This is a genomic window from Candidatus Methylobacter favarea, from assembly GCF_902806695.1.
GTDB lineage: Bacteria > Pseudomonadota > Gammaproteobacteria > Methylococcales > Methylomonadaceae > Methylobacter_B > Methylobacter_B favarea.
Map to the genome: position 1 here is coordinate 1 of NZ_CADCXN010000085.1, position 26679 is coordinate 26679.

Annotated in this window: 25 protein-coding genes and 2 pseudogenes; 21 read left to right on the forward strand and 6 right to left on the reverse strand. The window is 47.9% G+C overall.

Annotation, left to right across the window (positions count from 1 at the left end):
• Window positions 1–114, forward strand: a pseudogene (locus HUX64_RS13605) (IS5/IS1182 family transposase); the annotation flags it as partial.
• 125 nt (window positions 115–239) lie between these two features.
• Window positions 240–356, forward strand: a pseudogene (locus HUX64_RS13610) (IS5/IS1182 family transposase); the annotation flags it as partial.
• An 859-nt stretch (window positions 357–1215) separates the two neighbouring features.
• Here the strand turns inward: HUX64_RS13610 and ubiD are convergent.
• The 3 genes from ubiD to HUX64_RS13625 all read right to left on the reverse strand — a co-directional run bounded on the left by ubiD (window position 1216) and on the right by HUX64_RS13625 (window position 5291).
• Entirely contained in the window at window positions 1216–2676 is a 1461-nt protein-coding gene (gene ubiD, locus HUX64_RS13615; protein ID WP_174626765.1) for a 4-hydroxy-3-polyprenylbenzoate decarboxylase, read from the reverse strand.
• Window positions 2673–4712 (reverse strand): oligopeptidase A, encoded by a 2040-nt coding sequence (gene prlC, locus HUX64_RS13620; protein WP_174626766.1) that lies wholly within the window; start codon window positions 4710–4712, stop codon window positions 2673–2675. Before prlC ends, ubiD begins: the two co-directional genes overlap by 4 nt.
• Before the next feature lie 162 nt (window positions 4713–4874).
• A complete protein-coding gene (locus HUX64_RS13625) occupies window positions 4875–5291 on the reverse strand; it encodes an RDD family protein (RefSeq protein WP_174626767.1) in 417 nt (138 codons plus the stop codon).
• Between the two features lie 451 nt (window positions 5292–5742).
• Here HUX64_RS13625 and pcnB point away from each other — a divergent pair, with 451 nt between their 5' ends.
• The 5 genes from pcnB (at window position 5743) to panD (ending at window position 10034) form a co-directional block, all read left to right on the forward strand.
• Complete coding sequence (gene pcnB, locus HUX64_RS13630) at window positions 5743–7122, forward strand: polynucleotide adenylyltransferase PcnB (protein ID WP_174626787.1); 1380 nt, start codon at window positions 5743–5745, stop codon at window positions 7120–7122.
• A gap of 116 nt (window positions 7123–7238) precedes the next feature.
• Window positions 7239–7742, forward strand: a complete 504-nt coding sequence (folK, locus tag HUX64_RS13635; RefSeq protein WP_174626768.1) for a 2-amino-4-hydroxy-6-hydroxymethyldihydropteridine diphosphokinase — start codon at window positions 7239–7241, stop codon at window positions 7740–7742.
• Window positions 7739–8557 (forward strand): 3-methyl-2-oxobutanoate hydroxymethyltransferase, encoded by an 819-nt coding sequence (gene panB, locus HUX64_RS13640; RefSeq protein ID WP_281355337.1) that lies wholly within the window; start codon window positions 7739–7741, stop codon window positions 8555–8557. The genes folK and panB overlap by 4 nt, the downstream gene beginning before the upstream one ends.
• Window positions 8558–8562: 5 nt before the next feature.
• Window positions 8563–9414, forward strand: coding sequence for a pantoate--beta-alanine ligase (panC, locus tag HUX64_RS13645; RefSeq protein WP_174626769.1), 852 nt, complete (start codon window positions 8563–8565; stop codon window positions 9412–9414).
• 239 nt (window positions 9415–9653) lie between these two features.
• Window positions 9654–10034 carry an aspartate 1-decarboxylase gene (gene panD / locus HUX64_RS13650; protein ID WP_174626770.1) on the forward strand — a complete coding sequence of 127 codons (381 nt, stop codon included), beginning with the start codon at window positions 9654–9656 and terminating at the stop codon, window positions 10032–10034.
• A 212-nt stretch (window positions 10035–10246) separates the two neighbouring features.
• Here the strand turns inward: panD and HUX64_RS13655 are convergent, their stop codons facing one another.
• Complete coding sequence (locus tag HUX64_RS13655) at window positions 10247–10510, reverse strand: hypothetical protein (protein WP_174626771.1); 264 nt, start codon at window positions 10508–10510, stop codon at window positions 10247–10249.
• A 260-nt stretch (window positions 10511–10770) separates the two neighbouring features.
• Here HUX64_RS13655 and rlmH point away from each other — a divergent pair, with 260 nt between their 5' ends.
• The 10 genes from rlmH (at window position 10771) to pmbA (ending at window position 22065) form a co-directional block, all read left to right on the forward strand.
• Window positions 10771–11241 (forward strand): 23S rRNA (pseudouridine(1915)-N(3))-methyltransferase RlmH, encoded by a 471-nt coding sequence (gene rlmH, locus HUX64_RS13660; protein WP_174626772.1) that lies wholly within the window; start codon window positions 10771–10773, stop codon window positions 11239–11241.
• Window positions 11238–11813 carry a Maf family protein gene (locus HUX64_RS13665; RefSeq protein WP_174626773.1) on the forward strand — a complete coding sequence of 192 codons (576 nt, stop codon included), beginning with the start codon at window positions 11238–11240 and terminating at the stop codon, window positions 11811–11813. Before rlmH ends, HUX64_RS13665 begins: the two co-directional genes overlap by 4 nt.
• Window positions 11813–13267, forward strand: a complete 1455-nt coding sequence (gene rng, locus HUX64_RS13670) for a ribonuclease G (protein WP_174626774.1) — start codon at window positions 11813–11815, stop codon at window positions 13265–13267. The genes HUX64_RS13665 and rng overlap by 1 nt, the downstream gene beginning before the upstream one ends.
• Before the next feature lie 60 nt (window positions 13268–13327).
• Entirely contained in the window at window positions 13328–17173 is a 3846-nt protein-coding gene (locus HUX64_RS13675; RefSeq protein ID WP_174626775.1) for a YhdP family protein, read from the forward strand.
• On the forward strand, window positions 17170–17988 hold the full coding sequence (locus tag HUX64_RS13680; RefSeq protein WP_174626776.1) for a carbon-nitrogen hydrolase family protein: 819 nt from the start codon (window positions 17170–17172) through the stop codon (window positions 17986–17988). Before HUX64_RS13675 ends, HUX64_RS13680 begins: the two co-directional genes overlap by 4 nt.
• Before the next feature lie 12 nt (window positions 17989–18000).
• Window positions 18001–18630 carry an outer membrane protein assembly factor BamC gene (bamC, locus tag HUX64_RS13685; protein ID WP_174626777.1) on the forward strand — a complete coding sequence of 210 codons (630 nt, stop codon included), beginning with the start codon at window positions 18001–18003 and terminating at the stop codon, window positions 18628–18630.
• Between the two features lie 95 nt (window positions 18631–18725).
• A complete protein-coding gene (gene tldD / locus HUX64_RS13690) occupies window positions 18726–20165 on the forward strand; it encodes a metalloprotease TldD (RefSeq protein WP_174626778.1) in 1440 nt (479 codons plus the stop codon).
• 8 nt (window positions 20166–20173) lie between these two features.
• Window positions 20174–20422 carry a hypothetical protein gene (locus HUX64_RS13695; protein WP_174626779.1) on the forward strand — a complete coding sequence of 83 codons (249 nt, stop codon included), beginning with the start codon at window positions 20174–20176 and terminating at the stop codon, window positions 20420–20422.
• Window positions 20412–20618 (forward strand): DUF2283 domain-containing protein, encoded by a 207-nt coding sequence (locus HUX64_RS13700; protein ID WP_174626780.1) that lies wholly within the window; start codon window positions 20412–20414, stop codon window positions 20616–20618. The genes HUX64_RS13695 and HUX64_RS13700 overlap by 11 nt, the downstream gene beginning before the upstream one ends.
• 115 nt (window positions 20619–20733) lie before the next feature.
• Window positions 20734–22065 carry a metalloprotease PmbA gene (gene pmbA, locus HUX64_RS13705; protein WP_174626781.1) on the forward strand — a complete coding sequence of 444 codons (1332 nt, stop codon included), beginning with the start codon at window positions 20734–20736 and terminating at the stop codon, window positions 22063–22065.
• Window positions 22066–22073: 8 nt separating this feature from the next.
• On the opposite strand, the gene HUX64_RS13710 is transcribed toward pmbA, so the two are convergent.
• Window positions 22074–23087, reverse strand: a complete 1014-nt coding sequence (locus HUX64_RS13710) for a quinone-dependent dihydroorotate dehydrogenase (protein WP_174626782.1) — start codon at window positions 23085–23087, stop codon at window positions 22074–22076.
• 37 nt (window positions 23088–23124) lie between these two features.
• The gene (locus tag HUX64_RS13715; protein WP_174626783.1) at window positions 23125–24225 is read right to left on the reverse strand and encodes an NAD(P)/FAD-dependent oxidoreductase; all 1101 of its coding nucleotides are present in this window, start codon (window positions 24223–24225) and stop codon (window positions 23125–23127) included.
• 394 nt (window positions 24226–24619) lie between these two features.
• On the opposite strand from HUX64_RS13715, the gene HUX64_RS13720 reads away from it, so the two are divergent.
• The 4 genes from HUX64_RS13720 to HUX64_RS13735 all read left to right on the forward strand — a co-directional run.
• Entirely contained in the window at window positions 24620–25540 is a 921-nt protein-coding gene (locus HUX64_RS13720) for a porin family protein (RefSeq protein ID WP_246247031.1), read from the forward strand.
• Between the two features lie 163 nt (window positions 25541–25703).
• Window positions 25704–25958 (forward strand): type II toxin-antitoxin system Phd/YefM family antitoxin, encoded by a 255-nt coding sequence (locus HUX64_RS13725; RefSeq protein ID WP_174626784.1) that lies wholly within the window; start codon window positions 25704–25706, stop codon window positions 25956–25958.
• A complete protein-coding gene (locus HUX64_RS13730; protein ID WP_174626785.1) occupies window positions 25951–26217 on the forward strand; it encodes a Txe/YoeB family addiction module toxin in 267 nt (88 codons plus the stop codon). Before HUX64_RS13725 ends, HUX64_RS13730 begins: the two co-directional genes overlap by 8 nt.
• 134 nt (window positions 26218–26351) lie before the next feature.
• On the forward strand, window positions 26352–26679 hold a 328-nt coding region (locus HUX64_RS13735), incomplete at its 3' end, for an alpha/beta fold hydrolase (protein ID WP_174626786.1).

Here is a 26679-nt window from a genome sequence, read left to right on the forward strand (position 1 = left end):
TTCGCTGGGCTGGAAAAATGCCGGCGCTCAGGTAGAAATTGCGAGCGCAAGCTCAATACCAGCCTGCAATCTGTTCATTTGGCTTTCTTGGCGCTTTTACTCAGAAGATCGTGAACAGGTTCTTAGAATCGTGGTCGTAATGAATGCCCAGCCCAGACATGCGGTAAAGATATGCCCGCAGACGGTTTAATTCAACCACAGAACTTCGCATGATGATCGTATGCAGAATATTCCTGGGCTCCTTTGCCGGGATCGAGAAATGCCGCAGTCTCTGGAAAAACTGCGAGCGCAAACTCAACTTCAGTCTCCGGATGGTCGTCCTCGCTTTCCTGTCTTTGCTTATTAGAAAATCCTGAACAGGTTCTAAGCCATGTTGTTCTATAAAATTCCCATTTAAAGACTATTGGCGACTGTTACCGTAGTCTTGAGGAGGTTCTGTTATACCTTATGCCCCCTGGTTAATCCCACTCAAACTTGCCGTTCCTAGAGTACTTAAATTCTCATAATTTAACTGCCTATGTTTCAATGACGAAAAACCATTCTGCGGAGCTAGGTTTGGATATGAACGGAAATTTTTCTTTATTCAACCGCCACTGACACTTTATGTCAATGCTCGCGCTTACCATTTCCTTACTTGTCCCGCCCGTATCCGGGTTAGCGCTCTCCCAGGCATCTCATTTCTTATAGCAGAACGTCACTTAGTTGCATGCTTTTAATATCATGAGAGAATAATGAGAGACTAATGAAAAATTTTCTCGATTTAAGAAACTATCCTGAAAAATTCAGGGCTTCTGCTTTTGTCTAGGCTTTAATTGGACTAAGCTGAAATTTTTACAGAATAAAATTTAAAGCAATTCTGTTAAAGTGAAACTAGAGTCACGCAACCAAAGCCCTGCCTTATGCTCTGCCCTAATTCAATAAGTTTACCCGTGCGTATTGTCGAAGCCGCAGAAAGCGGTAAAATTCTATAGGGTAAGTCGGTAAAATATACGGGCCAACTTGTCATTCGTGTCCAAATTGTCATTCTATTGGAAAAAAAGACGGGTTTATGCAAAGACGACCACCGGGCAATTACTATGTACCAGTAGCATGTTAGTCCAATACTCTAGTGTAGGCATTTCTATCGCGTCCCCCGGTAAATATATCGCCAGGGCACAATGGCAACCCTCGTTGGCCCTGACCTGTATGAGTAGATTCAATTAGCTGATGTCACCTTTAAAATAATGACTCCCACATCCTATCCACTTTTTTAATGACTTCCGGCGACATCACAATAGGCCTGCCCCATTCCCGGCTGGTTTCTCCCGGCCATTTATTGGTGGCGTCAAAGCCTGCCTTGGAGCCCAGGCCTGAAACAGGGGACGCGAAATCCAGACAATCAATCGGTGTGTTTTCCAGTAGGGTTAAATCTCTGGCAGGGTCCATGCGCGTGGTTATCGCCCAGATCACATCCTGCCAGTTACGGACATCGATATCGTCATCCACGACAATTACAAACTTGGTGTACATGAATTGCCGCAGGAATGACCAGGTACCCAGCATGACCCGTTTGGCGTGACCGGCGTATTGCTTTTTCATGCTGATGACGGCCAGCCGGTATGAACAGCCCTCAGGCGGCAGGTAAAAATCGATAATTTCCGGAAATTGCTTTTGTAAAATGGGGACAAATACTTCATTTAAAGCAACCCCAAGTATCGCCGGTTCATCGGGCGGCCTGCCTGTGTAAGTGCTGTGATAAATGGGTGACTGACGCTGGGTGATGCGTTCTATGGTGAAAACCGGGAAGTTATCAACTTCATTGTAATAGCCGGTATGATCGCCAAACGGACCTTCCGGTGCGGTTTCGCCGGGATAGATAAAGCCTTCCAGCACTATTTCGGCGCTGGCAGGTACTTGCAGGTCATTAATCAGGCAGGCCGCCAGCTCCGTTTTACTGCCGCGCAGCAAGCCGGCAAAAGCGTATTCAGACAGCGTATCAGGAATCGGCGTTACAGCGGCAAGCAGGGTTGCAGGATCGGCTCCCAATGCAACTGAAACGGGGAAGGGCTGGCCGGGATGGACTTTTTGCCATTCCCTGAAATCCAGAGCGCCGCCCCGATGAGCCAGCCAGCGCATGATGACTTTATTTTTGCCTATGACTTGCTGGCGATAAATCCCGAGATTTTGCCGGTCCTTATAGGGGCCTTTGGTAATCACGAGCGGCCAGGTAATCAAAGGCGCCGCATCTTCCGGCCAGCACGTTTGAATTGGATAATCGTTCAAATCGATTTCATTGCCTTCCCGGACCAGTTCCTGGCAAGGCGGCGATTTGACCAGTTTAGGCGCCATATTGAGCACTTGCCTGAACACGGGCCATTTTTCCCAGGCGTCTTTCATGCCCTTGGGCGGTTCGGGTTCTTTTAAGTAAGCCAGCAACTCGCCAATTCCACGCAACTCATCAACGGAATCGGCGCCCATGCCCATCGCGACCCGGCGCGGCGTGCCGAACAGATTCCCTAAAACCGGAATATTGGCGCCTTTGGGATTTTCAAACAGCAGCGCCGGGCCGCCCTGTTTCAAAGTTCGGTCGCAAATTTCCGTCATTTCCAGATAAGGATCAACGGAGAGGGTGACCCGTTTCAGCTCGCCTTGTTTTTCCAGTTGATTAATAAAATCGCGCAAATCCCTATACTTCATGCAGCAATGCCGGTATGTCTGAGCAAGGCGTCAATTTCAGGCTCGCGGCCGCGGAAATTTTTAAATAGTTGCATGGCCTCCTGGCTGCCTCCCTGCTCCAGGATGTGAGTCAGGAATGCATGGCCGGTTTCCGGATCGAAAATACCGTTTTCTTCAAACAGTGAAAAAGCATCGCTGGATAAGACTTCGGCCCATTTGTAACTGTAATATCCGGCTGCATAGCCGCCGGCAAAAATATGCGAAAAGCTGTGGGCAAAGCGGTTGAACTTAGGCGGCTTCACGACAGCAACCTGAGCTCTGACCTGCTCCAGAATTTCATAAATCCGGCCGCCTTTGTCAGGGTTGTAATCCCGGTGAATTCTAAAATCAAACAGGCTGAATTCCAGTTGTCTCACCATAATCATGCCGGCCTGAAAGTTTTTCGCCGCCAGCATTTTATTTAACAGAGCCTCCGGCAGTTTTTCGCCGGTTTGATAATGGCCTGAAATCAGCGCCAACGCTTCCTTTTCCCAACACCAGTTTTCCATGAATTGACTGGGCAGTTCGACCGCATCCCATTCCACGCCGCTAATGCCGGAAACGCCCAGATAATTAACCTGCGTGAGCATATGATGCAAGCCGTGGCCGAATTCATGGAATAGGGTGATGACTTCGTCATGCGTCAAAAGGGCCGGATCATCGCCGCTGGGAGGGGTAAAATTGCAGGTCAGGTAGGCGACCGGGATTTGAATGCTGTCTTTAGTTTTTTTTCGGCCTACGCAATCATCCATCCAGGCCCCGCCGCGTTTTTTGGGGCGCGCATACAGGTCGGTATAAAACTGGCCGCGGAGCTGGTCATTTTTGTCATGGATCTGAAAAAAACGCACATCCGGATGCCAGCTGTCAAAACCGGTAAGTTCGGATATTTTTAATCCGTACAGCTTTTCCACGACCGCAAACAGTCCGGGCAGAACCCGGGTGATGGGAAAGTAAGCTTTGACTTCTTCTTGCGACAACTGGTAAAAATGCTGGCGCATTTTTTCGGAAGTATAGGCCATATCCCAGGACTGAAGGTCGGCAATGCCATATTGCTTGCTGGCAAATTCACGCAGCTCCGCCAGGTCTTTACGGGCCTGCCGCCACGAGCGGTCGGCTAAACCTTCCAGAAAACGGGTGACGTCATCGGTTGTTTCCGCCATTTTTGTGGCTAGAGACAGTTCTGCGTAATTGTTGAAACCTAACAGCCGGGCTTTTTCATGGCGCAGCGCCAGAGTTTTTTCCATGATTTCGGTGTTGTCCCAACGCCCCGCATGAGGTCCACGATCTGAAGCCCGTGTTGAGAAAGCTTCATAAAGTTCACGGCGCAATTCCCGGTTATCGGCATAGGTCATCACGGCGATATAAGACGGGAATTGCAGGGTAATCATCCAGCCGTTTTCATTTTGACTTTCGGCGCTTTGCCGGGCCTGGGCCAATGCCGACGGCGGCAGGCCCGCCAACTCCTGTTCATCGGTAATGAGTTTGCTCCAGGCATTGGTGGCGTCCATGACATTTTCCTCATAACTGCTGGCCAGCCGCGATAACTCCTGGCTTATTTCCTTGTAGCGCTGTTTTTTTTCATTATCCAGATCAATGCCGGATAATCTGAAATCTCTTAAAGCATTCTGAATGATTTTCTGCTGAGCGGTATCGAGTGAGGAAAACTGATCGCTTTTGGCGAGGGTAAGATAGGCATTGAACAAGGCTTCGTTTTGCCCCATTTCAGTTGAATACTCACTAAGTTTAGGCAGGCAGGCATTATAAGCCTCGCGCAATTCATCGCTGTTGACCACTGCATTCATATGACTGACTGGAGACCAGGCTTTATTTAACTTGTCTTCGACAGTTTCCAATGGTTCAATCAGATTTTCCCACGTGTAATTTTGAGTTGCTTCAAGGTGCTGTTTGACCACTGCGCGAGCTTCTTGCAGGAGTTGATCAATGGCCAGCTCTATGTGTTCAGGTTTTATTTTTGAAAATAAGGGAAGTGCGGAATTTAGTAATAAGGGATTATTCATAGGATAATTATTGAAAATAAAAAGTTATGGCTAGGGGACTGGTTTTATGCAAAGTGCCACCGAAAATCCGGGAGTATTGCAGGAATACTATACCAACTGCTTGCGGTGAAACAGTAATAGGGAAAAAAAATGGCCGGCCAGGGTTGCCGTGAAAATCGACAATTACTTGTTTTGAGTGTCAAAAAACAGAGCAGTTCTGGATAAATGATCATGCCAGCTGAGCTTGTTTTTATCGATAAGAACCCACAGGAAGCCCAGCCCGAAAAATACCCATGAAATGAGGGCGGCCGCAAATCGCAACAAAGCCTGTTTCCAGCTGACAGGTTTCCTGTCAAGGGTGAGAACTTTTATTTTCCATGCGCGCAGGCCCAAGGTTTGTCCCCCATGAGTCCAGAACCAGGCATAAAAAAAGAAGCTGACGCCAAGCAGATAAAGGGGATAAAAGAAATGACTTGCCGTGAATGCCTGACCTGCATTGAACGGGAGCAGCAGCGCTGTTGCAATAAAAAAGAGGGCTATCAGCAGCAGCAAATCATAAAAAACGGCCGCCAGTCTGCGTAAAAAACCAGGTGCAGACATGACATCATGGCCTGATTATAACGGAGAGTCTTGTTTTTTACGGCAAGGAAAATTAATCTTTAAATAAGGCTAGTTTTTGACCAAAATACATACACATTCCCATCAATACTCCCAGCATCACCAGGGAAAAGAAGAAAGGCGGTTTATGAAACAGAAGAATAAAGAAATCTGTAACAAAGATGCTGGTTAAAAAAGGATGGTCAATTAAGCCGGTTAAAATCTTTTTGAACATAACAATCCAGTCAAATACGCAAATCTCTGATGCGAGTGTTTAAAAAATAGTTGCTTGATCTTCTATTTAGTTAAATATAAGGTGATCAGCATTTCTTGTAACTTATGAAATTGCAATTCTACTATATCCAAACCGCAAATGTAATAGAAAACAAAGCAGCCGGTTGCGTTAGAATGTATGTAACAATACGATTAGTATAATAATAAAAACAACCCGAGTATAAAAACCATTTTAAATTTTTTTAAAAAACTTGTTAATTCAGCCAGAAATGAAACTGTGCCCAGCGCTGCAGAAGTCAAAATATACCCACGTTCAGCACATACTATTTCACGGACCCAGATCAGTGAAAACGCCTTGAAAGTTTTATACCGGCTGCAAAAATCAGGCTTCGATGCCTATCTTGTGGGCGGCTGTGTACGTGATTTACTGCTCGGACGAGAGCCTAAAGATTTTGATGTGGCCACCAATGCAGATCCCGAGCAAATCAGGAAGATATTTCGCAATTGCCGCCTGATCGGCCGGCGCTTTCGTCTGGCGCATGTGCATTTTGGCAGGGAAGTAATTGAAGTGGCAACATTCAGAGGAGGCGGGGAAGAGCAAAATGACAGGCAGATGCTTAATAAGGAAGGCCGTCTGTTGCGGGATAATGTTTATGGGACTATTGAGGAAGATGTCTGGCGTCGGGATTTTACTGTCAATGCGCTGTATTACAATATCAGGGATTTTTCCGTGGTGGATTATACCGGCGGTATGGAAGACCATAGAGCCGGAATGCTCAGACTTATCGGAGATCCTGAAACGCGGTTTCGCGAAGATCCGGTACGGATGCTCCGGGCCGTACGTTTTGCCGTCAAGTTGGGTTTTAAGCTGCATCCAGACTGTGAGAAATCAATTCCTGAACTGGCTGAGTTATTATCAAATATTCCTTCCGCCCGGCTTTATGATGAAGCATTAAAGCTGTTTTTAAGCGGCTACGCCTTGCAAACGTTTGAAATGCTCCGGCACTATGGACTGTTTAAAGTATTATTCCCGGCCACCGAGAGCAGCCTGGCAATTGAGGAAAACGGGTTTCCCAAATTGCTGCTGATTAAAGCCCTGGAAAATTCCGACAATCGGATTGCCGAGGGCAAAACGGTAACGGCGTATTTTCTCCTGGCTGCTTTTTTATGGGAACCGGTTCAGGTGGAGGCTAAAGAAAATATGATTCAAGGCATGGTTGAATATATTGCTTATCAGGAGGCCGCAGGGAAGGTTATTTCGCGGCAGATTAAAAGCACGGCTCTGCCTCGGCATATCAGCATGGCGATGCGCGAAGTATGGAATTTGCAGCCCCGATTTGCCGCGCGTATTGGCTCTAAACCCAATCGCTTGTTAAAGCATCCGCGCTTCAGGGCGGCCTATGATTTTTTTGTGTTGCGCGCCGAAACCGGAGGCGCTGATCCGGAATTGGCTGACTGGTGGCGCCGATATCAGGATGCCAGTGAAGCCGAACAAAGAAAAATGACCCAGCCTTCGCGCAGACTTCAACATGGAAAGTCATGCCGGAAAAAGAATTTTCGTAAAAACCCTAGTAGTAACGCTACAGGAAATGAGAGCTGAAGTAAAAAAATTCCGGAAAGTTCGTTATTCCGGCATAGCTTGTCAGGTACAGGATTATGCTCCCTGCTGGCATGATGACTATCCGGTTTTGTACTGAATGGTTATGAATTATCCAGATGAAAAATTCGGAAATTGAAGCAGCAACAGCTTATATAGGCCTGGGCAGCAACCTTGATAACCCTGCTGAACAAATTAAATCGGCGCGTGCTGCAATTGCTTCACTGACTGATGTAAAAGAGCTGGCCTTTTCCGGTTTGTATCAGAGCCCGCCAATGGGTCCGCAGGATCAGCCCGATTATCTTAATGCCGTTATGGCTGTGGAAACACACAGGCCCCCGATAAATTTGTTGCGCTGTCTTCAAGCTATTGAAAACAAACACGGCCGGATAAGAAAGGCTGAACGGTGGGGAGCGCGGACGCTGGATCTGGATTTATTGATATATGGCGATCAGCAAATCGAAACTCCCGAATTGACCGTACCTCATCCAGGACTTGCCGAAAGGTCTTTTGTTTTGTATCCACTGGCTGAGATTGCGCCCTGGGTATCAGTGCCTGGCAAGGGCAATATTGCAGAGTTGATTGCAAAATGTCCGCTTAATGGGTTGGGACGGTTATTGTGAAAAAGAATCAGTATGCCAGCGGATCCGGAATAAAGCGGCTGTCGATTAATCAGCTGGCCGCCATGAAACAGCGCGGCGAGAAAATTAGCAGCTTGACAGCCTATGATGCGAGTTTTAGCGCGTTGCTTGATAAGGTTGGGATAGATATTATTCTGGTGGGGGATTCCCTGGGAATGGTTATCCAGGGGCATGAAACGACACTGCCCGTTACCATTAACGACATGATTTATCATACGCGGTGCGTCGCTGCTGCACGACGGCGGGCATTTTTAGTTGCTGACCTGCCGTTTATGACGTATTACACACCCCTTGTTGCCGCCGAACAGGCAGCCCGGTTATTGCAGGCGGGCGCGCAAATGGTCAAGCTGGAAGGGCCAAGAAATGAATGCATCAGTTTTCTTGTCGATCAGGGTATTCCGGTTTGCGGCCATCTGGGTTTATTGCCGCAATCGATTCATCAGGTAGGCAGTTATAAAGTGCAAGGCAAGGAACAGACGGACGCGGCAAAAATTATTGACGATGCCTATCAGCTTGAACAAGCGGGAGCCGGACTGTTGGTGCTGGAGTGCATTCCCGCCGGCCTTGCCAGGGAAATCAGCATGCAGCTAAGCATTCCGGTTATTGGTATCGGCGCCGGCGTCGAGTGTGACGGACAGGTATTAGTGCTTTACGACATGCTCAATATCGGCATCATTAAACGGCCGCGTTTTTCGAAAAATTTTATGGTGGAGGCGGCGGACATTGAACAAGCTATCAATGCTTATCATCAGGCTGTCAAGCAATTACAGTTTCCCGCGGCTGAACACAGCTTTTAAATCTGATGCAAACAATCACTACAGTTTCTGAATTACGTAATGCTATCCGGGTATGGCGTTTAGCCGGTGAAAGCATTGCTTTTGTGCCGACGATGGGAAATTTGCACGAAGGCCATCTGAAACTGGTTGAGGTAGCACGGGGAAAAGCCGCCAGAGTGGTTGTCAGTATATTTGTAAATCCTGCCCAGTTCGGGGTCGGCGAAGATTTTGAAACTTATCCCCGCAGCGAACGCGAAGATCAGGATAAACTGCATGCTGTTGGCACAGATTTATTGTTTCTACCAGCTGTCTCGGAAGTTTATGCAATAGATGCCAAGACAGTTGTAACCGTAACCGGCTTGTCCGACCTTTATTGCGGCGCCTCCAGACCGGGACATTTTAAAGGCGTTGCAACCGTAGTCTGCAAGTTATTCAATATGGTGCAGCCTGATATTGCCCTGTTTGGTCTAAAGGATTTTCAGCAACTGACAATTATCCAGATCATGGTCCGGGATTTGAATATTCCTGTTGAAATTATTGGTGTGGAAACGGTACGGGAAGCAAGCGGGCTGGCTATGAGTTCACGAAACAGTTATTTGACTGCTGAACAAAGAGCTATAGCGCCAAAGCTTTATAAAGCATTATGTGCGGCGCGTGCGGCAATTTTAGCGGGACACAGGTCGTATGCGGAAATAGAGCACAATGCAGGGCTGTTTTTGCAGGAATCCGGTTTTCAGACGGATTACTTTTGCGTGTGCCGGAGCCGGGATTTAAAAAAAGCAGAGACAGGTGATGGCAATCTGGTTTTACTGGCGGCGGCAAAGCTCGGTAAAACCCGATTGATTGATAATATCCGTTTTTCCATACCTAACAAATAGGCAGTAAACAAGGAAATTAAAATTTTCGTAAGCAAAATTTTGAACAGCCGGTAGAGTTTCAGGTCAAATCGCCGCTTGGGCATGATAAATGGCTAAATGAAAGACAATAATCGAAATTAGCTTAAATCCAGGCAAGTGAAAAATATTGTCACTAGCGAGATGTGGAAATCTAAAAAGTTGAAAGATAACAGCAATTACAGGATAATAAAGGCTTAATTTACAGATATTAATATTGAGTTATGCAAACAACAATGCTTAAAGCGAAACTGCACAGAGCTACGGTAACCCGTTCGGAATTGGGTTATGAAGGCTCGTGCGCGATTGACGGTACCATTCTGGACTTGGCAGGCATCAGGGAATACGAACAGATTCAGATATTCAATATTAATAACGGCGCTCGTTTTACGACCTATGCAATTCGGGCCGAAAATGGCTCGGGCATTTTTTCCGTTAATGGCTCGGCCGCGCGTCTTGCTTGCCCGGGGGATCTGATTATTGTCTGCGCATTTGTTATACTGGATCAAAAAGAATTGTCAAATTACAAGCCTGCGCTGATTTATTTTAACGAAAAAAATCAGGTGTTGCGCTCTTCTTCCTCTATTACTGTTCAGGTTGCCTGAGTTTATTTAAACGCATTTTTTCAAGGCGCGCTCGAATAAATTATCCGAAGCAAAGCCGTTTACTGTTTTGATTTACTGTTTTGAACAGGGCCCCAATCAATAGCGCCATTGTTTATTAATTTCCATAAAGTGGGCTGCGGCATCCCCTTTCAGCATGAGCAGGAAAATATTCAAATTGTCAGGTCGAGCACTCTCCGGATTAAGCGTAATGTTTATTTTTGATAGTTTTCATAATACGCTTTCTCACCATCATAAATAACACTGTCAACCCCGTCCCGTATGCCGTACATCAGCTTATAAGAAGCTCTTTCCGTATCCCTGACAGCGTTGTGGATCAGGCTATATAAACTGACTGCTCCTTCCCGGCCGGATATTACATTAGCATTCTGTTGCCGGGTAGTAGGGGTTGCATTGTTCCAGGCGCACGAACATATGGATAGTAAACCGATCAGGGACAAGGTTGATTTAATTTGCATTATAGAGCTCCAGGCAGGTCATGGTAATTATCAAGCAAAAAGGAAGCCAAAAATTTCTCCTGTGCTTTTTTATTAAAATATTGATCCCTATACCTTCTTTGTATTCCCGCAGAGCGGCATTTTTTTGGCGCTAGGCAAGAGGGATTAAAAGCGGAAACAGTTTGCCGCAGCCAGAGTTTCATTTCATAGGCGCTAGTGGTCAGTAATTCGACTATTGGACTGCATTGCATCCCGCGCATGTTGTCTGTATCCTGCATTTCATGCAAATAAATCTGATTTCAGTGGGCAGTCGTATGCCGGGCTGGGTGCAACAGGGCTATGAGAAATATGCCAGGCGCCTGCCGCGTGAATGCGAGCTGGTTCTTAAAGAAATTGCTCCCGGCAAACGAGGCAAAAGCAGCGATATCGCCAGAATTGTCAAAGACGAAGGCGAACGGATGATGGCGGCCATTCCTCAGGGCGGGCATGTTGTTATCCTCGACATACCCGGCCAGTCCTGGACTACTCCAGAACTGGCTCAGGCCATGAAACGCTGGCTGGAGAGCGGACAGCATATAGCAGTGCTGGCAGGCGGGCCGGAAGGCTTACCCGATTTCGTCAAACAACGGGCCCATGAATCGTGGAGCCTGTCAAACCTGACTTTTCCTCATCCCCTGGTGCGCATCCTGGTGGCCGAGCAGCTTTATCGGGCCTGGAGTATTCTCCACAATCATCCTTATCACCGCGAATGACAGCGCATATTATTCTGGCTTCAGCTTCGCCGCGGCGGCAGGAACTGTTGGGTCAAATAAAGGTCATTTATGTGGTCCGGCCGGTTGATCTTGATGAAACTTTCCGGCCTGATGAAGAGCCATTAAATTATGTGCAAAGGATGGCCGCTGAAAAGTCTGCGTTAGGCCTTGCAAATAGCGCAGCTTTCGGCTTGCCGGTGTTAGCCGCGGATACTGTCGTGGTTTTGGACAATCGAGTGATGGGAAAACCCAAAGATCAGCATGATGCCTTGGCCATGTCGAGGCAGCTGTCCGGTAAAACGCATCAGGTCTATACGGCGGTTTCGCTCAGAGGGCGTGGACATGATCAGGCTGTCAGCATTACTGACGTGTCATTCAGGCATTTGGCGGAGCGGGAAATCCTTGCCTACTGGAACAGCGGCGAGCCGGCCGGCAAAGCCGGCGGTTACGCCATTCAGGGAATGGGCGCGGTATTTGTGGAGTCGATAAAAGGCAGCTTCTCCGGCGTGATGGGTTTGCCATTGTTTGAAACTGCGGAACTTTTATCCAGGCAAGGAATAGAATTTTTATAATGAGTGAAGAAATTTTAATCAATGTTACGCCGCCTGAAACGCGGGTTGCAGTCATCGAGAATGGTATATTACAGGAGCTCATTATAGAAAGAAGCCGCAAGAGAGGACTGGTCGGCAATATTTATAAGGGGGAAGTGTGCCGGGTTTTGCCGGGAATGCAGGCGGCGTTTGTTGATATCGGGCTACCCAGAGCCGCTTTTCTTCATCTTTCCGATTTATGCAGCCGGGAGCTGGAAAAAAAATGCTCGGAAAATATCGAGCATTATTTACATGAAGGCCAGCATATTGTCGTCCAGGTAGTCAAAGACCCCTTAGGCAGCAAAGGCGCAAGATTGACCACCGAGATATCCATTCCCTCAAGATTTCAGGTATATATGCCGTATGCCAACAATTCAGGTGTATCGCAGCGGATTGAATGTGAAGCCGAACGCACCCGCTTGAGGACCTGTCTGGAAGAGTACCGGAAGCAGCATAATTGCGGCGGCTTTATTGCAAGGACCGCAGCAGAATGCGTGGAAGAATCCATATTGATTGCCGATATGACTTTCCTGCTGAAATTGTGGGAGTCTATTTCAGCCAAAATCGCCAACGCAAAAACCAGGGAATTTATCCATAAGGATTTGCCGCTGAGCATCAGAACTCTGAGGGATTTGTATAAGGAAGGCATTGACAGGGTTCGGGTGGACTCCAAGGAAACCTATTACCGCCTGGTTGAATTTGCGGAAGTTTTTGTGCCGGAAATAGTTCCTGTTATTGAGCATTATACGGGTGAATGCCCGGTATTTGATATCTACAGCGTCGAAGATGAAATCCAGAAAGCCCTCGAGCGTAAAGTTAACCTGAAGTCAGGCGGTCATCTGGTATTCGACCAGACCGAGGCCATGACCACTGTCGACGTTAATACCGGCGGTTATGTGGGCGGATGTAATCTGGAAGAGACGATTTTTAAAACCAATCTGGAAGCGGCCCAGACCATTTCCCGCCAGCTCAGGTTAAGGAATCTGGGCGGTATTATCATTATCGATTTTATCGATATGCAAAGCGAAGACCATAAAGGGCAGGTGTTAGAGGCGCTTGAACGCAACCTGGAAAAAGATCGCGCGAAAACCAAGATTACCGAAGTATCAGTGCTGGGCTTGGTGGAAATGACGCGCAAACGCACCCGCGAAAGTCTGGAACATATACTTTGCGAGCCTTGCTGCGCCTGTGGCGGCCGCGGCGTTTTAAAAACCGCGGAATCCATATGCCTGGAAATATTCAGGGAGATTGTCCGTGAAGTCAGACAATACAAGGTTCAGCAGTTACTGGTTCTGGCATCGAATGAAGTGGTAGAAATGCTGCTCGATGAGGAAGCGGAAATGCTGGCTGAATTAGAGACATTTCTGGGCGTGCAGATCAAGTTCAGGGCCGAGGCTGAATATAATCAGGAGCAATATGATGTTGTGCTGCTGTGATTCACCAGCCAGGCCAAAACCGTGAAAACTCATTTTTCTTTGCGCCTTTAGCCGGTTTTAGTGATTCGTCATGTAGCGCGTGCAACGCGGCATCTTATTTTCTGGTCGCTGATCGCGGCAGCGATCGGTCTGACCGGCGTGCGCTTGTTAGTAGCCGGGATTGAGGGTTATAAAGCTGATTTGGCGGCCGCTATCAGCGAACGCGTGGGTGCGCCGGTAAAAATAGGTCGTCTTGGGGCAAAAATACGGGGTTTTAGCCCGGAGCTGGTGCTAAGGGATATTGCAGTTTTAGCCGCGATCAAGGGGGCGAAATCTCCCATTCAACTTGAAGAAATACGTCTGGGTATTGATCTGCTCGATATGCTGGTGAGCAGGGATTTACTGGCATCATCCTGGATTACTCTGGTAGGCGCCAAACTTTCCATAAAACATAAACCGGATGGAAGTTTTGTTATTGCGGGCTTGAAAGCCGGCGGCGCACAGCCGCTTTGGTTATTGCAGGGAAGTAAATACGAAGTGTTGCAAAGTGAGATTATCTGGCAGGACGAAAAAAGAAAGGGCCGGCCGCTGAAATTCGAAGCAGTGGATCTGGCAATTATTAATAATAACCAGCGGCATCAGGTTAATATGCTCATGAAGTTGCCGAAAAAATATGGCAACGCATTAAGAATCTCGATGGACTTTAACGGCAATGCTTTCGAGCCTTCATCTGTGCAGGGCGCGGTTTTTATTGAAGGGAAAAACATAAAACTGCCTGAGTTAATGGCCACGGATTTGCCCTTTGCCATGACCATTAGCTCTGGTACGGGAGATTTTAAAGTCTGGAGCATGTGGCGATATTCTCAACCGGTTTCGGTCAGGGGAGAAGCTCAGCTTCAACAGTTGAAATTTATCCGGCCTGATAACAATACATTCCCTGTGAATCAGCTTAAAACCCGGTTTCACTGGAGCCTGACTGATCGGCAGTGGCAGCTTGATATTAAGGATTTTTTGCTGGAAACCGCTGACAGAAAATGGCCGCTTGCCGCCTTCAGTGTGTCCGCTAACCGCGCAGAAGATAAGGCGCCGCATAAGCTTTCGCTGTTTGCCAAACAGCTGGATTTGCAGCAGGCATCTCAGCTATTACAGTTTTTTGCGCCGTTGTCAAAAGAGCAGTCAGAATTTTTGACGCAGGCGCATATTAAAGGTTTACTGGAAAATTTTTCGTTGTTTGCCGATAGGGACGAAAAATCTTTTACTGTTAACGGTAAATTTTCCAGAATCAGTGTTGCCTCGATGTCTTCATTTCCCGGAATAGAAAATTTAAGCGGCCGGATAAAAGGCAGCAATAACCAGGGCCTGCTGCGCGTAGTAAGTGAAGACGCTGTGATTATATTTCCAGATTTGTTTCGTAAACCGCTGCCGGTCAACACGCTTGAAGGCGCGCTTGTCTGGCGGCAAAATGAGGACGACTGGACGTTAACGAGCCAGTTGATCGAACTGGATGCGCCAGGATTCCAGAGCAAAAACCGGATGCGTGTAAAGATACCCAAAACGGACGGGAAGCTCTTTATGGACCTGCAAAGTTCATTTGTCAGCGATGATATCAAGGGGATTTCCCGCTATGTGCCGGCAGGCATAATGAAAGAAAAGGTGGTTAATTGGCTTGATCATGCTTTTGTCAATGGCCGCGTGACGAGCGGCGGTATGTTGATATCAGGAAATCTTGAGGATTTCCCGTTTACCGGCGGAGAAGGTGTTTTTGAAACCCTGTTTGATGTTGAGCAGTTGGAGTTGGTTTATCATCCCCAGTGGCCGGCGGTAACCGATATGGCTGCCGAAGTCCTGTTTTCACAGAATAGTCTCAAGGTTGACATACATCAGGGTCAAGCGCATAAAGCACTAATCAGGCAGGCAGAAGTGACTATTCCATCCTTGGGTAAAAGTAAGCATGTGCTGGTGCAAGGCGAGATTGAAGGGGAAATCGGATACATTTCCGGTTTTATGCAGCAGACGCCGCTTAACTCATCGGTTGATGCGTTGCTGGATGCGATCGTTCCCGAGGGAGGCACGCGGATAGCCGTAGCCATGAAACTCCCTCTATCAGCAGAAGCACGCACAAAAGTGGACGGCGTCGCCAAGCTGCATAATGCCGGTTTAAAGGTGAAAGCGCTTGATGTATCAGTGAGCAGGATCGAAGGGGAATTGAAGTTTAATGAGCACGGGGTTTTTAGCGACACTATTCGTGCCCGGGCTTTAAAGCAGCCGATTCGAATTAATATCAGCAGTTCGGCTAATCAAGCCACCGTCAACATAGCCGGTAATGTTGAGGTCAGTGAGGTGCAGGAACAATTTAAAATACCAGTCTTGCAAAAGGCCGAAGGCACAACGGATTATAAGCTGCGGCTGGCTTTGCCGTATGGGGATAATTCACCGGAATTGCATCTGGAATCCACGCTTTTTGGCGTGGCGCTGGATTTACCGGGGACACTGGCGAAAACCGCAATGCAAACCGCGCTATCGACTCTCTCAATCGGCTTGAGCGATAGATTTTTAGTGCCGGTTTTATTAAATTACGGCAATAAATTGAAAGCGGCCGTTAAATTTAATGTAAAACAACAGATTATTGATTCGGGAGATGTGCTGATCGGCACCGGCAATGTCAGCCAGAGGCAGGAATCGGGCTTAAAGCTGGAGATCAATCACGCGCCACTGGCCTTGCAGGATTGGCTAAGTTTGGCGGTTGCCCGGGATAAAAGCAGTGAAACCGGAGCTGGAATACCGATCAGGGAAATAAAAATCCAGACTGATCAGGCCTTATGGAAAAAAACCGCCTTGGGCAGGTTTGATTTGACATTAAAGCGTGAAGGTAATGATTGGGCCGGAGATGTCAGCAGTTCATTCGCCAAGGGAAAAATACGGATTCCCGTTAATCTTAAGGGTACTGACAGCATTAATCTGAATATGGATTGGCTGGACCTTTTCGCGCTAAAGCAGGTGAAGTTTCAGGATGATGCGCCGGAGCCGGCTGCGGCGCCGGAATTTTTGCCTTTAGTTAATATAAGCAGTCATAAAACCTTGTGGCAGTCGGTTGATCTGGGGCAATTAATGTTGACAACAGAACGAATACCGGCAGGCATTATTTTTAAAAATATGGAACTGGCGGGCGCCGATCAAAAACTGACATTATCCGGCGACTGGCAAGTAAACGGAATCCATTCTGAAACCCACGCTCGCGGTCATCTGGAAATTCCCAGAGCAGGACGATTGTTTACTCAACTGGGTATTACCAACGATCTGATGGAAACCAAAGCAGCCATTGATTTTACTGTCGCCTGGAAGGGCGCGCCGTATCAATTCTCCTTGGCGGATTTGAAGGGTCAAGTGGACGCCACTTTACGAAATGGGCGCATTTTAAGCATAGAACCCGGCTTCGGCCGGCTATTGGGTATGTTGGCATTGGCTCAATGGATAAAGCGTCTGCAGCTTGATTTTAGTGATGTATACGAGGAAGGGCTGACTTTTAACAGCATCAAGGGACGATTCGATTTAGCAGACGGTAAGGCCATCACCCATAACCTTGTGATTGATGCGGTTCCGGCAAAAATCACTATTATCGGAGACACTGATCTTGTTAACGGCACTGTTGACCACATAGTCAACGTATCGCCAAAAGGTGCCGAGGCCGTACCTATAGCTGGTACAATTATGGGAAAAGTAGCGGCTTTGATCGCGCGTTCCCTGACCGGTGACGAGCAGGAAGGCTTTTTCTTCGGCTCGCAGTATCTGGTCAAAGGCGGATGGGGCGATGCGCAAATTATTCCGCTGCATGAAAATGAGGGTTTGTTGCAGAAAACCTGGCATGGGCTTACCGATTTTGCCTGGTTAAAACAGCAAAAAAATAATAATACCAGGGAGACACAATGAATAAATGCGCTGCCATTCAAATGGCGTCAGGTCCCAATATCAGCGCTAATTTGCTGGAAGCCGACAAGCTTATCGCCGAGGCGGCCAGAGCCGGTGCGAAACTGGTCGCGCTGCCGGAAAATTTTGCCCTCATGGGAGCTCATGAGCTGGATAAAATTAAAGCCAAAGAAGCCGATGGTTCGGGGCCAATCCAGAATTTTTTGTCAGCAGCTGCCAAAAGATATTCTATCTGGATAGTCGGCGGCACTATCCCGCTTGCATCCAGTGATAACAGTAAAGTCCGGGCAGCCTGTCTGGTTTATAATGACAAGGGCGAGCGGCTTGCGCGTTACGACAAGGTGCATTTATTTGATGTCAGCGTTCCAGAGACCGCCGAGGTTTATCGCGAGTCGGATTCAATTGAGCCGGGCAGTGAACCCCAAGTAATGGATAGTCCTTTCGGCAAAGTGGGTATTGCCGTGTGTTATGATCTGAGATTTCCCGAGTTTTTCCGGAAAATGGTCAGGTCGGGCATGGAAATATTGATAATTCCTTCTGCATTCACGGCAAAAACCGGCGCTGCGCACTGGGAATTATTGTTGCGCGCGCGCGCAGTGGAAAACCTGTGTTATGTGATTGCGCCAAATCAGGGCGGCTTTCATATCAATGGCCGCGTAACCTTTGGCCACAGCATGATTATTGATCCCTGGGGGGTGGTGATGGATTGTCATAAAAGCGGCAGCGGTTTTGTAGCCGCCGACATAGATATCGAACATCTGGAAAAAGTGCGCGCGGCATTTCCTGCTCTTAATCATCGCCGCTTTTATTGTGAATAAACAGGGGTCTAAATGCGATTGACATCTGATGGCTTCAGCAGTGCTTTACTGTTTGCCTGTGTCCTTGTTTCCTGTGGTACGCCTGACGAAAGCCGTTATCGGGATACCGGAATGCTTGAACGTCCGCCCGTCGTTGTTGTCGAAAAGAAAGCTGGAAACCAGGTTGAAACTGATGATAGTGCTGTCTCTTCCAGAAAGAAGGCCGAAACCGGTCTCGGTACAGAAGTTTATATGGCGGCTTCAACGCCTCCTGTACTGATAATCAGGCAGCCTTTTGATAAGGCCTGGGAGACTGTGGGCCAGGCATTAAAGCAAAATAATATCAAAATAACGGATCGTGAACATGATAAAGGCCTTTATTATGTAACCTATGATCCCGACAGGCAGGGGTTTGAAGATGCCAGTATTTTTGGAAAAATCACGTCCTTTTTTAGCAATCAGTATGACGAACAAGGCTATCAGTTGATAGTAGACAGGAAGGATTCAGAAACTCAAATAAGCGCCGAGATGGTTGAAGATACCGAAAAAAGTCATGTATCTGACCATCAGGACGGCTATTACGACAAGAAACCGGCTGATGGGGCAGAAAAACTGTTACGGTCATTATATAAAACACTGCATGATGATTGGGTGGAAAAATAGTTTTCTTTGAGGCTATGAATATCATAGCTATAAACATAATGCAGCTGCCTTCAATCGGGCCTTCTACAAACACCTTACACTAACTAAAAGTTCTGATGGAAATATTAAACCTTGCAAGACACTCCATTCTGACGCCTGTTGGCATACAGGATGGCGATATTGAAAAGATTATGAGCAGATTGCTCAGTGCGCCGGTTGATGCGGCGGATATCTATTTTCAGGCCAGCCATTCGGAATCCTGGGTAATGGAAGGCGGCATTATTAAAGAAGGCAGCCATAATATCGATCAGGGCGCCGGGGTGCGCGCAGTATCAGGCGACAAAACCGGCTTTGCCTATAGCGACAGGATTGAACTTCCGGTATTGCTGGAAGCGGCCAATAATGTTAAAGCCATCGTCCGGCAGGGCCAGCAAGCGCAGGTCGGATTGGTCAAAGCCGCAAACCGCTCGCCCTATTATCCCTCAATTAATCCGTTAAAATCATTGACGGATCAGCAGAAAATCGACCTGTTGCGTACGGTTGACAGCGAAACTCGCAAACTGGACAGCCGCATCGAAGAAGTCATCGTCAGCCTGGTCGGTGTGCACGACAGTATTCTGGTAGCCAATCAGGACGGTTCGCTGGCAGCCGATGTGCGGCCTTTGGTGCGCATGAATGTGACTGTCATCGTAGAACAGAACGGTCATCGCGAACAGGGCAGCATGGGCGGCGGCGCGCGCAGTGACTATAGCTGCTTTATAGAACAGAATCGGGCGCTTGAATACGGCCGTGAGGCGGTCAGACAGGCGCTGGTGAGTCTGGAAGCAACTGAAGCTCCGGCCGGCAATATGACGGTAGTGCTGGGGCCGGGCTGGCCCGGCATTCTATTGCATGAAGCGATTGGCCATGGCCTCGAAGGCGATTTCAATCGCAAAGGCACTTCCGCTTTCAGCGGCAGAGTCGGCGAGAGGGTGGCCTCGGCTTTATGTACGGTTGTCGATGACGGCACCCTGGCAGGGCGGCGCGGTTCGCTGAGCATTGATGATGAAGGCACGATCACTGAAAAAACCGTATTGATTGAAAACGGCATCCTGAAAGGCTACATGCAGGACAAGCTCAACGCCCGGTTAATGGGCGTCAAGCCTACCGGCAACGGCCGCCGTCAGTCTTATGCGCATTTGCCGATGCCGCGCATGACCAATACCTATATGCTGCCTGGACTGCATACTCCCCAGGACATTATAAAATCCGTAAAAAAAGGTTTGTATGCGAAAAACTTTGCCGGCGGCCAGGTCGATATAACCTCGGGTAAATTTGTATTTTCCGCCAGCGAAGCCTATCTGATTGAAAACGGCAGGATAACCCGTCCGGTTAAAGGCGCCACGCTGATCGGTAATGGGCCTGATGTCTTAACTAAAGTGTCCATGGTCGGCAATGATCTTGAACTGGATAGCGGCGTCGGCACCTGCGGTAAGGACGGACAAAGCGTGCCGGTCGGCGTAGGCCAGCCTACTCTGAAAATTGATGGTTTGACTGTGGGCGGGACAAGCGTTTAGGTTGAGTTGTGAAGATTACTCAATATTTTCTTTACACAAGAAATAGACCTGATAGATCTATTATAAAACTTGAATGGATTGAAAGTGTCATTAAGAACCCGTGTGAAATAAAAAAGCAAGCAGATGGACGATTTAAAAAGTGGGGGTTCATTCAAGAAGAGGGAAGATATCTAAGAGTAATTTTGCTCGAAGATGAAGAGACGGTACATAATGCTTTCTTTGATAGAAATTTTAAAGAGGTAGTTAATGAAGATTAAATATTTTGAGGATACTGATACAGCACTGCTGGAGTTTTCAGAACGTCCTGTTTTTGAGACTAGGGAAATTAATGAAAATATTTACCTGGATTTGGATGTGAAAGGAAATTTGATTGGCATGACCATTGAGCATGCGTTATCTCAAGCCAATATAAATGAAGTTTCATTTCAGCAGATAAGCCGACAAACGGCCTAAAACTCAGAATAACATCCCAGCTTGGGTTAGCTGCTTTATCGCTTAATCTACCGTTAAAGCCATTCAATTTGGGTTGCGCCTGCATTAACCCCATCCGCCAAATACAGAGAATACCGTGCAAAATCAGCAAGAAATCGAACGCTTAAAAAATACCATCCAGGAATTACTGGACGAGGCCGTGAAGCAGGGAGCCAGCGCAGCGGAGGCGGGCTTGAGCCAGGAAAATGGCTTATCCGTATCGGCGCGCATGGGCGATGTTGAGACTATAGAACATCACTGCGACCAGGGCTTGGGAATTTCAGTCTATTTTGGCCAGCGCAAAGGTTCAGCCAGTACGACCGACCTTTCGCCTGCTTCAATTAAAGAAACAGTCAGCGCAGCATGCAGCATTGCCCGCTATACCAGCGCCGATGAGTATGCCGGATTGCCGGATAAAGACCTGTTGGCGACAGAACTTCCGGATCTTGAACTTTATCACCCCTGGACTATCAGCGCCGATGAAGCCATTGCTCTGGCCATTGAATGTGAAGATGCAGCGCGTAGTTTTCATCCGGAAATCAGCAATTCCGAAGGCGCGTCAGTCAATACTCATCAAGGCATCCGGGTGATGGGAAATACGCTGGGCTTTCTTCACGGCTACGCGTCAACTAGACACTCCTTGAGTTGTTCGGTATTGGCGCGGCGCGGAGACAGCATGCAGCGCGATTACTGGTACAGCGTGGCCAGGGATGCGCTCAATCTGGAGCCTGCTGTTGAGGTTGGTAAAAAATCGGCGCAGCGCGCCTTGCGGCGTTTGGAAGCTCGCAGCTTAAGCACCCGGCAATGTCCGGTGCTCTATAGCGCAGAGATTGCTTCAGGCTTGCTCGGTTCATTTATCGGCGCAATCAGCGGCGGCAATTTGTACCGCAAGTCATCCTTTTTACTGGATGCTTTGGGTACGCAGGTTTTTCCTGAATTTATCCATATTTATGAGCAACCCTATTTAAAAGGCGCTTTAGGCAGCGCCGCTTATGACGGCGAAGGCATCGTAACGAGGGCGAGGGACATTGTCAGCGATGGAATTTTACAGAGCTATGTCTTAAGCACGTATTCGGCGCGTAAGCTGGGCATGCAAAGCACGGGCAATGCCGGCGGCGTGCATAATTTAACGATAACGCCGGGTAAGCTTGATTATCAGGGCATGTTAAAAGCACTCAATACGGGTCTTTTAGTCACCGAACTGATGGGCCAGGGCGTTAACATGGTCACCGGCGATTATTCCCGCGGCGCAGCCGGATTCTGGGTGGAAAATGGTGAAATACAATATCCGGTTGAAGAAATAACCATAGCCGGTAATCTGAAAAACATGTTTAAAGGCATTATTGCCGTAGGAAACGATGTCGACTATCGCGGCAATATCCGTACCGGCTCGATACTGGTTGAGCGCATGTCGATTGCCGGGGAATGAATCATTTCTTACAGTGATTTGACAATATCTTCAATCAACTGCGGCCCGCGGTAAATAAGGCCGCTGTATACCTGTACCAGACTTGCGCCCGCCTTTAACTTTTCCTGCGCATCGGCGGCGCTTAAAATTCCGCCGGCTGCAATAACCGGGATTTTGCCGTTTAATTCAATGGCCAACTGGCGCACGACAGCAGTGGATTTTTCTCTGACCGGCGCGCCGCTCAAGCCGCCGGTTTCCTTGGCCAGGGGGTGACCGGCAATTCCGTCCCGCGCAATGGTGGTGTTGCTTGCAATGACCGCATCGATTTCAAATTCCAGCAGCAGGCCGGCAATATGGCTTATTTCATCGCCGCTTAAATCCGGGGCGATTTTCAGGGCTAAGGGCGTATATTTTCCATGCTCCAGTTGCAGCTTAAGCTGTTCTTCTTTCAACACTGAAATCAGGCTTTTAAGCACATTGCCTTGCTGCAATTGGCGCAGGTTTCTGGTATTGGGCGAAGAAATATTAATGGTAATATAGCTGGCCGTTGCATAGGCCTTGCGCAAACCGATCAAATAATCTTCCGCGGCATTTTCAATCGGCGTATCAAAATTCTTGCCGATATTAATACCCAGAATGCCTGAATAACGGCTTTGTTTAACCCTGGCCAGCAGGTAGTCAATACCCCGATTATTAAAACCCATGCGGTTAATAATGGCTTGCTGCTCAGGCAATCTGAACAGGCGCGGTTTCGGATTGCCGGGCTGCGGACGCGGGGTCGCCGTGCCTATTTCGACAAAGCCAAAACCCAGGGCGGCTAAAGCATCAATATAATCGCCGTTTTTATCCAGCCCGGCAGCAAGACCGAGCGGATTTTTAAATGTCAGTCCCATGACTTGCACAGGCTTGTCTTCAATCGCAGGATAAAGCAATCCTGCTAAACCGGAAATATGAGCCAGGTTTAGCAGCTTGAGCGTTACATCGTGAGCCGTTTCAGGATCAAGAGAAAATAGCAGCGGGCGAATGAATGGATAAAGATTCATGCGTGGTGATCAATATTTTGCCAATCAGCTGAATGGCTCAGTGCGGGCTGGATAACTTATAAGGCTCGGGCGAGATCGCAGGCGGCCGGTTTAAAATCAGATCAACCATCAGTTGCGCAGAGGCCGGGCCCATCGCCAGCCCGTTCCTGAAGTGTCCGGCATTAATGCCCAGATTGACGATTTCAGGATGCTTGTCAATATACGGCACGCCTTGCTCGGTGCCCGGTCTTAATCCAGCCCAGTGCTTGATGATCGGGAAGTTTTTAAGGGACGGCATTAAATTTAAGGCAAAATCAGTCAGTTGATTCCGTGCCTCCATCGAGGTCGTTTTATTAAAATCATTCAGCTCTACCGTGCTGCCGGCCAGAATTTTACCGTCGCGCCGCGGGATCAGGTAGTGATCCTCATCCAGCACCATATAAGGCAAGGTTGCAGGTGTGGCGTCAAACAGCAGCATTTGGCCTTTAACCGGTATAATGTCGGGCGCCTCGCCGGCAAGCACAGGAAAAAGCTCCCTGAACAGCTTGCCCGTCCATGCCCCGGCGGAAATGATCAATTGATTGACCGCAAATTGCCCGCCTGTAGTTTGGATCGCGGTGATATGATCTTTGGCCAGGGTAAGGGCTTTTACTTCACACTGCTCACGGATAGCCACGCCTTTATTGATCAGGTCCTGTTTCACGGATTTAACCAGGCGCGGATTGCGGGCCTGGGCAATTTCAGGCAGCCACAGCGGATTGTCGGGGCTGGTATTAAGCGCTTTGAAAAAATCGGCCCCCGCTTTTTGAAATGGGATAGCGTTAATCTGGCACCAGTTGACAGCCGCGGCAATATCAGGATTTTTCGTAATCAGTAAACCGCAGGGAGTCCATTCGGGATCGATGCCGGTTTCGGCAATTAGCTGCGCAGCCAAGGGCGGGTATAATTTCAGGCTTTGTAAAATCAGCCGCGTAATTGCATCTGCCTGACGCCACGGATAAAGCGGCAGCAAAATCCCTCCGCCGGCCCAGGAAGCTTCCTGCCCCAGCAGGTTTTTTTCGACAATCATGACCGTGGCGCCGGCCAGGCGAAATTCGCGGGCGGTCAGCAGTCCGATAATGCCGCCTCCGATAATGGTGATATCCGCAGTTTCAGTCATCAGTATTAAAACAGGTCAGAGCAATAACGATTTGGCAAAAGGTGGATGAATTATCTGGAAATCAATTATAACGCAGCTGTTCATCATAAAGCTAAAATGCTGTGTTGACGGCCATCCCGGGTCCGTATGCAAACTGGAAGAGGACGGTGATAACGGGGGAAATCTCAAACAATTTAAGAAATCCTCTGAAATAAATTTGTTGTTTTTTTTATACAATTAATAACTTAAATAAAAGTTATTTTCTTACTTATTGATATAAAAGGATTTATTAATAATAAAAAAACAACAATTAAACTTGTCGTGAATCCGTTTTACTGCTACTATCGCCACTGTGGAAGGGACTTTGTTGTATGAAAGTCAATTTTGTAAAATAACAACCTCATGAGGGGGACTAATGATAAAGAAAACTAAACTGGCGCTGGGCATTGCCACAGCCACATTCACAATGGCGGCTGTACTGGCTTCACCCGAGGCTGCCGCACTTTCCAGGGCAGAACGCGCTGCCGAAGCTGCAAACAATAAAGTGGACGCGCTGGAGGCTCAACTTCAGTCCATGCAGGCTGAATTAGCCAACTTGAGAGCGGAAGCCAGCCGTCCGCGCATGGATGCCGATTCTGAAAAAGTCCAGGAGCTGGATCAGTGGATGGCGTCGGTTAAAGCTGAGCCGGCTAAAACAAAAGAACACCATGATAACACTCTGTTCTTCCGCGGCGGTTATTCTCATCAAAATAACGATAGAGGCGGTACGCTGGATCCTACTGAGGTTCCAGGTGTCGGCTCGAGCCGTGACGGCGTGGCGGTGGGTCCGATATCCGATAAAGATGGTTATTATTTCGGCGCTGGTTTTGATTTCGGCTTGACCGATGACGTGTGGGGTATGATGGACAATACCCAGGTGTTGGGTGAATTGATGTTTGATTACGTAGAACTCGGCACCCATAAGAACAATGGTCTTTCTCCAGCAGAAACAAGCGTCCTAGCATCATTAGGTGCAAATTTGCCCGCGGCTAACACTCAGCAAGCAACTGTCAATATGCTAAGGTTAGCTGCTTCACCAAAAATCAAATTCATGGCAGAAAGTGATTTCAGACCCTGGATAGTTCCTGTTGGTTTTGAGCTGAGCGTTATTAGTCCTCCATCCGATGCAATTACCGTATTAGCTCCAGGTATGCAGTTTGGTCTTGGCGCTGATTACAGGATATGGAAAGACATGTTTATCGGCGCCGATGCGCGTTACCACTATGCACCGGGCGACGTTGATGGAATTAATATTAATGGCTTAACAGCCGGCGGTTACCTCGGCATCGGTTTCTAGGCCCAGCGCTTAAAACTGATCCGATAAAAAAGGAGGGATTTTAACCCCTCCTTTTTTTTGCCTGAAAAATCTAAACAGGCGTCGCCGTAAAACAAAACATTATTTGATACCTGAATCTTTTTGCATTAGACTTGTACCATTTTAAGTACATAAGAGGCGCGCGATGCGTATTATTTCTTTTACCCAGGCAAGAAGCAATCTGAAATCGGTTCTTGATGATGTGGTTAATGATGCCGATTGTACGGTAATTACCCGTCGCGACGCAGAAAATGCCGTCGTTATGTCCATGGATTATTACACCAGTTTAATGGAGACCGTACATTTACTAAAATCGCCTGCGAATGCGGCGCATCTTGCCAAGTCTATTGAGCAATACAAAACCGGCAAGGTCGAAGAAAAAGCAATTATTGATGAGTAGAAAGCTGGCATGGACGGAGGCTGCATGGACCGACTACTTATACTGGCAAGGGCAAGATAAAAAAACATTAAAACGCATCAATAAGTTAATTGCCGACGTAAAAAGAACACCCTTTGAGGGCATGGGCAAGCCGGAAGCGTTAAGAGAAAACCTGTCAGGTTTTTGGTCAAGACGAATCGATGAATCGAACCGTCTGGTTTATGCCGTGGATAATGAGCACTTAACCATCATTGCCTGCCGGTATCATTATGAAACATGAGCTTGGATACTGAAAATATGAGCTCGAATGAAGAAGTTTGCCGCTTATGCCGCAGCGCTCATAACAAGCTGATAGAGCTACTTTTAGCGTTGAGTTGAGTAGTGGCTATTGAAGTTAAGACATTAATCTAACACATGAAAATTCTTTATCCTGAAATCCAGCCCTACCATACCTTTTTTCTTGAAACCGGCAGCAAGCATTCGGTGTATGTAGAACTTTGCGGCAATGCGGAGGGCATCCCGGTCATTTTTCTGCATGGCGGGCCGTGTTCCGGCACCAAGCCTGATCACCGGCGATTTTTTAATCCTGAACGCTACCGTATTATCCTGTTTGACCAGCGCGGCTGCGGCCAATCTGTGCCTTTTGGCGAGCTGGAAGACAACACCACTGACGATTTAATTGCTGACATGGAGCGCATCCGCCAGCACTTGGGAATAGATAAGTGGCTGGTTTTCGGCGGTT

Coding starts and splice junctions, on each gene's coding strand:
- ubiD (WP_174626765.1), bottom strand. CDS start 2,676: ATGAAGTATAGGGATTTGCGCGATTTTATTAATCAACTGGAAAAACAA.
- prlC (WP_174626766.1), bottom strand. CDS start 4,712: ATGAATAATCCCTTATTACTAAATTCCGCACTTCCCTTATTTTCAAAA.
- HUX64_RS13625 (WP_174626767.1), bottom strand. CDS start 5,291: ATGTCTGCACCTGGTTTTTTACGCAGACTGGCGGCCGTTTTTTATGAT.
- folK (WP_174626768.1), top strand. CDS start 7,239: ATGAAAAATTCGGAAATTGAAGCAGCAACAGCTTATATAGGCCTGGGC.
- panC (WP_174626769.1), top strand. CDS start 8,563: ATGCAAACAATCACTACAGTTTCTGAATTACGTAATGCTATCCGGGTA.
- panD (WP_174626770.1), top strand. CDS start 9,654: ATGCAAACAACAATGCTTAAAGCGAAACTGCACAGAGCTACGGTAACC.
- HUX64_RS13655 (WP_174626771.1), bottom strand. CDS start 10,510: ATGCAAATTAAATCAACCTTGTCCCTGATCGGTTTACTATCCATATGT.
- rlmH (WP_174626772.1), top strand. CDS start 10,771: ATGCAAATAAATCTGATTTCAGTGGGCAGTCGTATGCCGGGCTGGGTG.
- HUX64_RS13665 (WP_174626773.1), top strand. CDS start 11,238: ATGACAGCGCATATTATTCTGGCTTCAGCTTCGCCGCGGCGGCAGGAA.
- rng (WP_174626774.1), top strand. CDS start 11,813: ATGAGTGAAGAAATTTTAATCAATGTTACGCCGCCTGAAACGCGGGTT.
- HUX64_RS13680 (WP_174626776.1), top strand. CDS start 17,170: ATGAATAAATGCGCTGCCATTCAAATGGCGTCAGGTCCCAATATCAGC.
- bamC (WP_174626777.1), top strand. CDS start 18,001: ATGCGATTGACATCTGATGGCTTCAGCAGTGCTTTACTGTTTGCCTGT.
- tldD (WP_174626778.1), top strand. CDS start 18,726: ATGGAAATATTAAACCTTGCAAGACACTCCATTCTGACGCCTGTTGGC.
- HUX64_RS13700 (WP_174626780.1), top strand. CDS start 20,412: ATGAAGATTAAATATTTTGAGGATACTGATACAGCACTGCTGGAGTTT.
- HUX64_RS13710 (WP_174626782.1), bottom strand. CDS start 23,087: ATGAATCTTTATCCATTCATTCGCCCGCTGCTATTTTCTCTTGATCCT.
- HUX64_RS13715 (WP_174626783.1), bottom strand. CDS start 24,225: ATGACTGAAACTGCGGATATCACCATTATCGGAGGCGGCATTATCGGA.
- HUX64_RS13720 (WP_246247031.1), top strand. CDS start 24,620: ATGATAAAGAAAACTAAACTGGCGCTGGGCATTGCCACAGCCACATTC.
- HUX64_RS13725 (WP_174626784.1), top strand. CDS start 25,704: ATGCGTATTATTTCTTTTACCCAGGCAAGAAGCAATCTGAAATCGGTT.
- HUX64_RS13730 (WP_174626785.1), top strand. CDS start 25,951: ATGAGTAGAAAGCTGGCATGGACGGAGGCTGCATGGACCGACTACTTA.